This window comes from Verrucomicrobiia bacterium, assembly GCA_035495615.1.
In the GTDB taxonomy this organism is placed as follows: Bacteria; Omnitrophota; Omnitrophia; order Omnitrophales; family Aquincolibacteriaceae; genus DATJFP01.
Window position 1 is genome coordinate 1 of the sequence record DATJFP010000025.1, and the last position, 8,448, is coordinate 8,448.

At 58.3% G+C, this 8,448-nt stretch carries 6 protein-coding genes; 1 reads left to right on the top strand and 5 read right to left on the bottom strand.

The window, feature by feature from the left end; genetic code table 11:
- Positions 1 to 72: 72 nt before the first annotated feature.
- From VL688_02930 to VL688_02950, 5 genes are all read right to left on the bottom strand, one after another.
- Positions 73 to 1,470, bottom strand: coding sequence for an efflux RND transporter periplasmic adaptor subunit (locus VL688_02930; GenBank protein HTL46999.1), 1,398 nt, complete (start codon positions 1,468 to 1,470; stop codon positions 73 to 75).
- A complete protein-coding gene (locus VL688_02935; protein ID HTL47000.1) occupies positions 1,460 to 3,274 on the bottom strand; it encodes a TolC family protein in 1,815 nt (604 codons plus the stop codon). Before VL688_02935 ends, VL688_02930 begins: the two co-directional genes overlap by 11 nt.
- A 208-nt stretch (positions 3,275 to 3,482) precedes the next feature.
- On the bottom strand, positions 3,483 to 4,067 hold the full coding sequence (locus VL688_02940) for an XRE family transcriptional regulator (protein ID HTL47001.1): 585 nt from the start codon (positions 4,065 to 4,067) through the stop codon (positions 3,483 to 3,485).
- 8 nt (positions 4,068 to 4,075) lie between these two features.
- On the bottom strand, positions 4,076 to 6,091 hold the full coding sequence (locus VL688_02945) for a glucoamylase family protein (protein ID HTL47002.1): 2,016 nt from the start codon (positions 6,089 to 6,091) through the stop codon (positions 4,076 to 4,078).
- A 110-nt stretch (positions 6,092 to 6,201) separates the two neighbouring features.
- Entirely contained in the window at positions 6,202 to 6,564 is a 363-nt protein-coding gene (locus VL688_02950; protein HTL47003.1) for a response regulator, read from the bottom strand.
- A 111-nt stretch (positions 6,565 to 6,675) separates the two neighbouring features.
- Here VL688_02950 and VL688_02955 point away from each other — a divergent pair.
- The coding region (locus VL688_02955; GenBank protein HTL47004.1) for a neutral/alkaline non-lysosomal ceramidase N-terminal domain-containing protein at positions 6,676 to 8,448 on the top strand (1,773 nt) is incomplete at its 3' end.

Here is an 8,448-nt window from a genome sequence, read left to right on the forward strand (position 1 = left end):
CGACAGTCCCAGCATCAGCATGACGATCGTCACGCGTTTGTGGACTGAGAACTCCGGTAGACTCATAGCACCTTATGTTTCTGCTTCTTGCGTCTCCAAAATGCGAATCTTCGTGCCGTCTTCAAGCCTTTCCAGGCCGGAAACGGCCACCAATTCTCCTTCGGAAATGCCTGCATCGATTTGGGAATAGTCGGGGCGTGTATACCCCACGGTCACGGCGCGCTTCTCCGCGGCCTCTGAATCCGAGTGTAGCACGAAAACGTACTGTTCGCCTTCGCTGCCCTGGAGAGAATCCGTGGGGACGACCAGGGTATTCTTCTTGCTGTAGAGGAGGATGCGGATGCGGGCGAACATGCCGGGCAGCAGGAGCCGCTCCGGATTCTCGATGCGTACGCGCGCGGTGGCCGTGCGGCTCGTGCCGGCGACGACCGGCGCCACGTTTTCGATGACGCCTTCGAAGGTCTTGTCAGGATACGCGTCCACGAAGACGCGCGCTTTCTGCCCGAGGGCGATCTTGTTCACGTCGCGCTCCACGATGCCGAATTCCGCGTAAACGTATTCGGTCATGATGTGCGTGCCGAGCAGCGTATTCGGCGTCACCGTTTCCCCTTCTTCGATCTTCAGCTCGCCGATCATGCCGGCCGTCGGCGCGTAGAGGTTGGATTTTTCCAGCATGGCCTCGTTGGCCTTGGCTTCCAGGCGCGCGGCCTCGGACTCATACTTGGCGCTGTCCAGCTCGAGCTTGACTTTGTCGAGCGTCTGCTTAGGAATCGCGCCCATCGCAAAAAGTTTTTCATGCTCTTTGACTTTGTCCTGTGCGATCGCGACCTGCGTTTCGAATTTGTTGAGCTCGGCCTGCGCGCGCTTGAGGCGCAGGAGAATGTCGTCCTGCTTCAGCGAGATGAGCAGCGCGCCTTCTTCATAGCGTTCGCCCTCGCGGTAATTGATCGAGCTTACGACGCCGGGCACTTCGAAGCTGAGCTTGAATTCCATGGCGCCCTTGATCGTGCCGAGCACGTTGAGCGAGTCTTCGTAGTTGAAGCGCGAGACCTTGAAAGCCTTGACCGGAATTTTCTTTTCCTCGGCCGGCGCCTGTTCTTTAGACATGGTTTCTTCGAGCGACTGGGGTTTGACTTCCTTTTTCTTGAAAATGAACTTCTTGGCCGCAAAAGCGCCGCCGGCCGCGACCGCGAGGAGCACCGCCAGGATAATGAATTTTTTCAGCTTGCCGCCCTTGGGCTTTTCCGGCTCTTCCACCATGATGGAAGAAAGCGAAGAGCCTTCCACCGGGGCCGCCTTTTTCTCGGGCAGCTTGACCTTGGATTTGAGGCCGTTCAGGATCTTCAGGGGAAGCCCGAGCAGGACGAGCGGAAGCTTCAGCAGCTTCACGAACATGCCGGCCATATTCTTAATCGGATTTTTCCGGGGCGGCTTCGGAGGAATCGCCTCGGGCTTGTCGTCACTGGACATAGGTTTCCTCGATCGGTAGATAATTGCGGATGCCCACGGCGCGGTTGAGCGCCGCCTTGGCGGTAAAGTAATCCTTCAGGGCCTTGTTGAGCTCGGTCCGTTCCTGCTGGAGGTCCAGCTCCGCCTGGAAATATTCCGAGATCTGGATTTCGTTCTGTTCCAGGCGGTGCTTGGAAAGCCGCGCCAGGCGCTCGCGGTAATCGAGCTTCTGGAGCGACGACTTCACCTGGATGAGCGCCTTCTGGTAATCGTAATAGGCTTGCTTCACGTCCTGGATGACTTCCTTTTCCGCCTTTTCCAGTTCCACGATCTGGTCGAGCTTGTCGGCTTCGGCTTCCTTCATCTGCACGAGCGCGTCCAAGCCGTCGAAGAGGTCCACGCTGAGCGTATTGCTGGTCGTCTGCGTGCCCGAGGACGACTGGAATTGCGTGACGGACGGCGCGTTTTCGTCATTTTCGAATTTGTGGCCGATCGTGCTGCCGAGCGCGTTCCATTTGAATTCCAGGAAACAGCGGAACTCGTTGCGCTTTTTCGGATTAGTCGCATCGGCATCGAACGCTTCACCCAAGGCCCCCATTTCCAGGACGATGTCGGCCCGCGGCAGGAGCGCGCCGGTTTTCACGCGCTCGTTCAGCCGGGACGACTCAAGCTTATAGGCTTCCACCTGCAGCTCCGCGCGGTTGTGATAGGCCAGGTCGACAAGCGCCGGCAGTTCGGGGGCGGGCTTGCCGTCCGCGAATTCCGTCGGCGCTTCTTCGGGTTTGTTGGAGCCCTTGCTGTCCTGGCGGCCGCTGGCCAGAAGCGTGTCCATGTCGTAAAGCGGCGACACTTCGATCGAGTCTTCGATCTCCAGGTCGAGATAGCTCTGCATGTCCAGCTTCGCGAGCTCGAGCTCCTGCTTCGAAGTCTCGAAGTCATACTGCATTTGATTGTAGAGGGATTGCACGTTCAGGTGCTCGATTTCCGAGATCAGCTCTTCCTTGAACTTCTGTTCCGAAATTTTGGCGAAGGGCTCCATCTTCAGGATGGCGTCCTGCTGGTCTTTGACGACTTCCGAAGCGCGGTTGTATTCGAAGTACGCCTCGGAAACGTCGCGAACCATGTCTTCGATAATCTTATCATATTCCTTTTGGGCGGACTTCAATTCGGCCCTTTCCTGCAAAAGCGTGTTCCACAAAACGCCGCCGCGGAAAATGGGCTGGCGCAATTCCACGTGATAGCCGCGCGAATTGAATTTCTGGTCCGACTGAAACCCCTGCTCGTCCTTGTACTCGATGTGCATGCCCGGAAACAACTCGCGCACGGCGCCGAAAATCCTGCGCTTGGCCAGCGCGATGCGCTCCCACGCGGCCTTGGCCGGCAGATTCGTCTCCACGGCGCGGTCCACGATTTCCTGGAGTTTCTTTTCGTCTCCGGAAATGAATTCCGAGCGCGAATGTACGCGCTTGGCGTCGATTGAATCTTTGATGATGCCGCGGCTCAGGTAAGGCATTTTTTCGGCGCGCTCCTCGCGCTGCGTTCTCACGCGGTCGCGGATGGAAGCCCGCGTCAGGTCATCCTGCGTGGCCACTTCGATGGGGGTTTGAACGACTTCCTTGTGAAGCATGGTCAAGGCCTGAAGGGGGTCGGTGTCGGAAGCCGTGGTGACGGCCGGGCCGGGAGCCGGAGCGGGTTCCTGCGTCGCAGGCGCCGTCGGGATTTCTTCCAGGGCTTTGAGAAGCGCGTCGGGATCATCATCCGCGGCGTAAGAACGGACCGAACACACGGCAAGCGCGACCAGCAGCAACGCAAAAGTCCGTTTCATCATTTCATCAGTCCTGGTTAGCGGCCCATTTCCCTTGTCCCAGAGGCGTTTTTGCGGACGGCAAAACATCTCAGCTCCGGGACCTTGTCGATTCCGGCCGCTGAAGAATGCAAAAACCGCTTCACGTATATCGGCATCGTCTTGAAACCACTTAACTTAGGAAAAAATATTCAACTTCCCAGCCTCGATGCCCGGAAAACAGGCTCATCTACTTCAAAAAAGAAGGCGCGGTTGCCAGTAAAAACGCGGCTTCTTTATGGGAAGGATTATAAAAGGAATGCTTGAAAACACCATGAAAAAAAAGGTTGTCGCCTTCCTTTAATAGGGACTTTTTTTCCTCGACGGAAACTTCCATGCGTCCGATAAGCATTGAGATAAACAGGGGGGTCGTTATGTTGAGCAGCGTTCCATGAAGTCTGGCCTTCGGGCTCAGAATGAGTTTACCGCAAAAGAAATCATGAATCAAAGGCGTGAATGAAACTATTTTCGCGCCCTTGCCCCCGAAATCCAGGTGGAAGGCGCCTTTTTGCGAACCCAGGAAAAATTGGGCGGGCTGTTCCAGCTCCTGTTCCCGGAAAAGCGCGCTGATGGTCATGCCCATGCCGCGCGCGAGCGACTCCAGGGTCTTGATCGAGGGATTTTTGATGCGCCCTTTTTCCAGGGCGGTCAGCGTGCGCGGGTCCAGGTCCCCCGCCCTGCGGCAAAGCTCCACGCCGGACAGGCCGCGGTTCTTCCTCATGGCGGTGAGGGCCCGGGAAAACGGCGGAAGCTCTTTTTTTTCGCGGTGCTTCATGCGACCTTTCATGCGGCCGGCTTGCGAAGCTTGACCGTTCCGAGGTTGAAACGCTCGAGGCCGTCTTCGTTCCGGAAAAACCAGTGCACTTTGCCTTCGCTGCGGTCCTTGTCCACGTCGTGGACCGCGATGGACAATTTCACGGAGTCGATGCCGCGCGGATCCAGGCCCAGGAACGTCCAGCGGATGCCGCCTTCCATGACGTAACCGTTCTGATCCGTAAAGGCGCGCGCCGCGATCTCGTTGTCCAGCGGCTCGTTCGTGCCCTGGAACCAGGACCAGACCTGCACGCCGTCGTCTTCATCATCCGGGCGGAACCCGATCTGAAAATCGTCGTCGTCTTTCCAGCGCAGGCCGTCGCCCTGCGGGTCCACGTAAATTTCGACCAGGTCATCCTGCCAGATCTGCTGGCCGTGGCGGCGGAGCACAAGGCTGTCATCGGTCACAATGATGGAAAAATAAAGCGCTTCCTGGCTCCACGCGAACCGGACTTCCGCTTTCAGGTCCTTGTTGTCGGTGATGGATCCGCCTTCGCGCGAAGAGGCGTCGAGGACAATGGCCTTGGATTGCGGCCAGTCTTTCAGGAAGCCGTCCACGCGGATGCCTTCCGGGATAAACGCGGCATCGGCCGTGGGCGGTTCAGTCCACGGCACTTCTTTGGCGCCGGGCTTGAATCCGACTTTTTCCAGGGCGTCGTTCAGGTAAGGATTTTTCGCCATGGTTTTCCAAATGAGCCCGGTCCGGTAATTTTCGATCATGAGAAGGAGCGGCCCTTGGTCGATGGCCAGAGCCTGGTCGCTGAACCATTTCTTTTCCAGATTGAACGCATCGGAAAATCCGTATTGGCCCCAGAGGTCGTCTTTCAGGTCGTTGTAAAAATGCCGGAGGCAGGCCAGCGACTCCTGCGGCGTGAACACGATGGAAGACCCGCAGGCGGTCGGCGCGACCGTGCCGTCGTGCTGAGCCCATCCCGGCGGCGCGCCGTAGGCCTTGTACCCGAACGGGCCTTCGGAAGCCGTAAGCCCCCAGGAATCCGGGCCGTACGTGCTGAAGTGTTTCGCATTGTCGATGCAAAACTGGCGGTTGGCGAGCGTCGCGTTCACGGAATTCTGGAAATAATCCGCGTAGCCGTCGTTTTTGTTCCGGAAATCCACCCAGATGTGCGAATACTGGTGCGTGAAAAGCGGCGGCATCTGGATGACGTGGTAACCGCCGTAGCTGCCGACCGGCCGCAGGATTTTTTTCCAGCTCTCCGCGGGAATGGGATGCGTGGGCGAGCCGATGGCCATGAGGTACATGAGCATGGATTCGCTGTAATGATCCCAGCGGTATTTGCTGAACCCGTCTTCCGGCGACCACGCCAGCGCCAGCGTGTCGCCGCCGTGCATCATCCACGGCCAATCCACGCGCTCGTAGATTTTCTGTGCGAGACTCTCGATCTCCGCGTCCTGAAAATATTCCGCGGCGAACAGGACGCCTGCGAGCAGCAACATCGTATCAATGGGCGAAAGCTCGGAATTCTTGACGCGCGCGCCCGTCCTGAAATTCAGGAAGTGATAAAAAAATCCGTGCTCCTGCGGCGCCTCGTCCAGAAAATAGCGCAGCGTGCGGCGCGCGAGCTCGGTGGCGGTGCCGCGGTCGATCCATCCGCGTTCCGCGCCCACGCCCCACGCGGTCAGCGCGAAGCCCGTGGACGCGATGCTCGCGGGCGAGTTTCCAGCGCCGCGCTTGAAATTGTTGGCGCGGTCTTTGACGAGTCCTGTTTTCCTGTCCGCTTCCTGAACGAAAAAATCAAAAGCCTTGCGCGAGATCTGGTCGAGCATGTCCTCGTCTTCGGGCGACAGCACAGGTGCCTTCGACTCGGAAGCGGGCGCGGAAGCCGGGGCGAGATCCGCAGCGTTTACCTTCGCCGCGGCTTCGAATTCCGCGGCGGCAAAAGCGGGAACATTCAGCGCAAAAGATATGAAAAGCATGAAAAAGGCGGGCAAACTCCCGGCACGGAAGATTTTTCGCGTGGGATTCATGCGGTTATTCTACCTTAGAACACAGAAAACAGGACACAGGAAACAGGATAAATCTTTGTTCCACCTCTGTGTTCTGTGTCCTGTTTCCTGTGTTCTTACCATGCTAACGGTTAGGTGAAGCACTCGTTGACTTTGGCCTCGAGATCGGAAAGGCCGACGGGTTTGGTGAGGTAGTGGTAACACCCGAGCTTCTTGGCCTTGTCCACCATGGAACCTTCTTTGACGCCGGTCATCATGATGACGGCTTGCTGCGGAGCGGCTTCCTTGATGCGGCGAAGGACCTCGAGCCCGATCATCCGCGGCATGAGCATGTCGCAGATCACGAGATCAAAAGCGCCGGGCTTGAAAATTTCCACACCCTGCTCGCCGTTGGGCGCAGTCTGCACGTCAAACTCCCGGTCTTCGAAAAAATCTTTCAGGAAGTCCCGGATTTCCATTTCATCGTCGATGATCAGGATTTTTCCTCTGGCCATGCGTGCCTCCGGCTGCCGGTATGATAGCATGAGATTCGGAAATGTCGAACCTTGTCGGTCATTGCCCGCTGTCTTTTTTAAAGGCATACTACTTATAGAAGGAGCCGTTCCGTGCGCCGTCCGTTGCCAATCTCGCGAGGCCTTGTCTTCGCTCTTTTTTTCCTCGTCCCCGCTTCCGGCGCCTTTGCCGCCGAAGCCGGGACGCTCCGCGCTGGGGCCGCGAAAAGCGAAATCACGCCTGCGGCCGGCACGCCGCTCTCGGGCTACGGCAAGCTCCGCGGAAAAAAAACGCGGGGCACGCATGATCCCCTCTTCGCACGGAGTCTTGCCTTCTCTCGCGGGGACAAGACGTTCCTCATCACGTCGCTGGACCTCTGCCTCGTCGACGAAGAGCTGCGCGCGGCCGTCCTGCGGAAAATCCATGAAAAGCGGCCGCTCGCCCCGGAAAATTTCGTGCTGACCGCCACGCACACGCATTCCGGCGCGGGCGCGGTCGGCGGCCGTTTTTGGGAACGCTTCATCATGGGCAAATTCGAAAAGAAAGTTTTCGAGGCACTCACCTCCGCCGCGGCCGAATCCGGCGTGGCCGCGCTTGACGCCGAAGTTCCGGTGCGCGCCGAATACGCCCAGCTCCGGATCGACGATCTCGTGGAAAACCGGATGATCCCGAAACTCCGCTATCCTCAATTCCTCAAAATCCTCCGCTTCAAAGACGGGAAGGACGCCGTCGCGGGCCAGCTTCTCTTCATGGCCGCGCATCCCACGGTGTTCCCGGCCAAGGAAAAAATGGAATTCTCCGCGGATTATCCCGGCGTGCTCGCGGCGGCCCTGGAAGAAAAAACGGGCGGCGCGGTTTCGGTTTTCGTGAACGGCGCGGCCGGTGACCTGCGCCCGCACCTGCCGGACGGAGACGACAAGCTTTCCAAGATGACGGCTTACGGCCGCGCGCTCGCGGAAAAAACAGCCGCGGCTTCTTTCTCGCCGGCCGGTCTCGAAGGTCCTTGGGAAGCGGTGCTGGAGCGCGTCAAACTGCCGCGCACCCAGGTCCGCATCTCGGGCCCATTTAAAATTCCATCCCTCATCGGAAACCGTTTCTTCCCGAGAAAAACTTTTTTCCAGGGACTACGGCTCGGGGATTTTGTTTTGCTGACGTTTCCCGGCGAGATTACGTCCGAGATCGGCCATGAAATCGAAGCCCAGGCAGCCGAGAGCGGACTTCGTCCGCTCTTGGCCGGCTATGCCAACGATTATCTGGCGTACGTGGTGCCGCGCCGGTATTACCGTGACATGGAGCAGTACGAGTCGCGCGTTTCTTTTTATGGAAAGGACATGGCCTGGTTCGCGCAGAAAAAAATGCTGGCGATCGCGGACAAGCTGCTGACGGCGGAAGAAAAAGCGGCCATGGAAGCGCCTGGGACTTTAGAGTGGCAGGGAGAACTTCCGGTGCTTCTGCTGCACGGCAGCGCGTACCATCAAGGCTTCGAAGAAGGCCGGTTGATGAAAGACAAGATCCACAGCGGCGTGGACGGCATCTTCGGCTATTTCCGCGGCCAGATCCCGGTGCCGCTTGTCAACCGGCTCATCATCCGCTCAATCGGAAACCGCGCGTGGAAAAAAATGGAGCCGTACGTCTCGTACGAAGAATATGAAACAATCCGCGGGCTTTCCGACGGCTCGGGGGTTTCGCTCGGCACCATGAAGCGCATCCACGCGCTCCCTGAGCTCTTCCCCGCGCTCTGCACGAACGGCGCCTACTGGGGAAAGGCGACGGCCGACGGCAGGCTCATCGCGCTGCGCAATCTCGATTGGAACCGCGAAATGGGCGTGCACAAGCTGGCCGCAATAAAATTTCACGATTCGCGCGGCCGCGAGGATTTCGTGAAC